A 1,230-nucleotide genomic window follows, 5' to 3' on the forward strand; every position below is an offset into this window, starting at 1 on the left:
CAGGCCGCCGCCACGCTCCTCGCGGACCTCGACGACGACGGCGTCGCGACGCATCCGGAGGTCGCCGCCGCGCTCGCCTCCTGGCCCGCCGCCGGCCTCCCGGGGGTCGACGAGCTCGCCCGCCTCGCTCCGCCCGCTCCCCTCGCGGCCGTCCCGCGCGTCGACGCCGACGAGGTCGACCGCCACGCGGGCGAGAGCGCGTTCGGCTCCGTGGTCGCCGTCGCGGCCCTCGTGGACGAGCTCATGCGGGAGCCCGCCCGCGAGCTCAGCCGCGGCGGCATGTCCCTGCCCGACGCGCGCCGTCTCGCCGCCGCCGTCGGCGCCGACCTCGACGACGTGCCCGTCGTCCTCTCCATCGCCGACCGCGCGGGACTGGTGGCCCGCACGGGCCGCACGTGGAACGCGACGGCGGAGTCCGCGTCCTGGTCCCCCCGACCGACCGCCGAGCGCTGGGAGGCGCTGGCCGCGTCGTGGCTCGACGCCCTGACGCCGGCGACGCGCGGCATCCTGTCCGAGCGCGCGGACACGTCGTGGGGCGCGGGTCTCGTCGACGGCGTCCTGTGGCGGTTCCCCGGCGGATCCGCCTGGATCGGCGAGCGCATCACGGCCTTCACGCGCGACGCCGGCCTCCTCGGCATCACCACGGGCGACGTCCCGAGCTCGGCCGGCCGGGCGCTGCTCACCTCGGGAGCGCGGGCGGCAGCCGCCGCCCTCGCCCCGCACCTGCCCGCCGAGGTCGATCGCGTGTACCTGCAGCACGACCTCACGGTGGTCTCACCGGGACCGCTGGATCCCGCCGTCGAGTCGCGCCTCCTCGCCGTCGCCGACGCGGAGGGCCGGGGGCTCGCGGCGAGCTACCGCGTCTCAGCCGCGTCCGTCACGCGCGCCCTCGCCGCGGGCGGCACCGTCGACGGCATCCGGGCGTTCCTCACGGGCATCTCGCTGACCGGCATCCCCCAGCCGCTCGACTACCTCCTCGACGAGACCGCCGCGCGCTTCGGGCGCCTGCGGGTACGGCCCGCCGCGCCCTCCGACACCGCGCCGGCGGGGACCCGCACCGCCGTCCTCTCGGATGACGCCGCGCTCCTCGCCACCCTCCTCGTCGACCGGGACCTGGCGCCGCTGCGGCTCGTGCGCGCGGGGGACGACGTGCTCACGTCGGCGGCGGCGCCGGACGCCGTCGAGCGCGCGCTCGCGGGAGCCCGCCTCGCTCCCGTCCGGGAGGACGCG

At 78.8% G+C, this 1,230-nt stretch carries 1 protein-coding gene; it reads left to right on the plus strand.

All coding sequences use genetic code 11. The features are described 5' to 3' along the window. A partial coding sequence (locus Q6969_RS15785; protein WP_317231290.1) for a helicase-associated domain-containing protein occupies positions 1-1,230 on the plus strand: 1,230 nt, incomplete at both ends.

Source organism: Clavibacter sp. MX14-G9D (genome assembly GCF_032917815.1).
Classification (GTDB): Bacteria; Actinomycetota; Actinomycetes; order Actinomycetales; family Microbacteriaceae; genus Clavibacter; species Clavibacter michiganensis_K.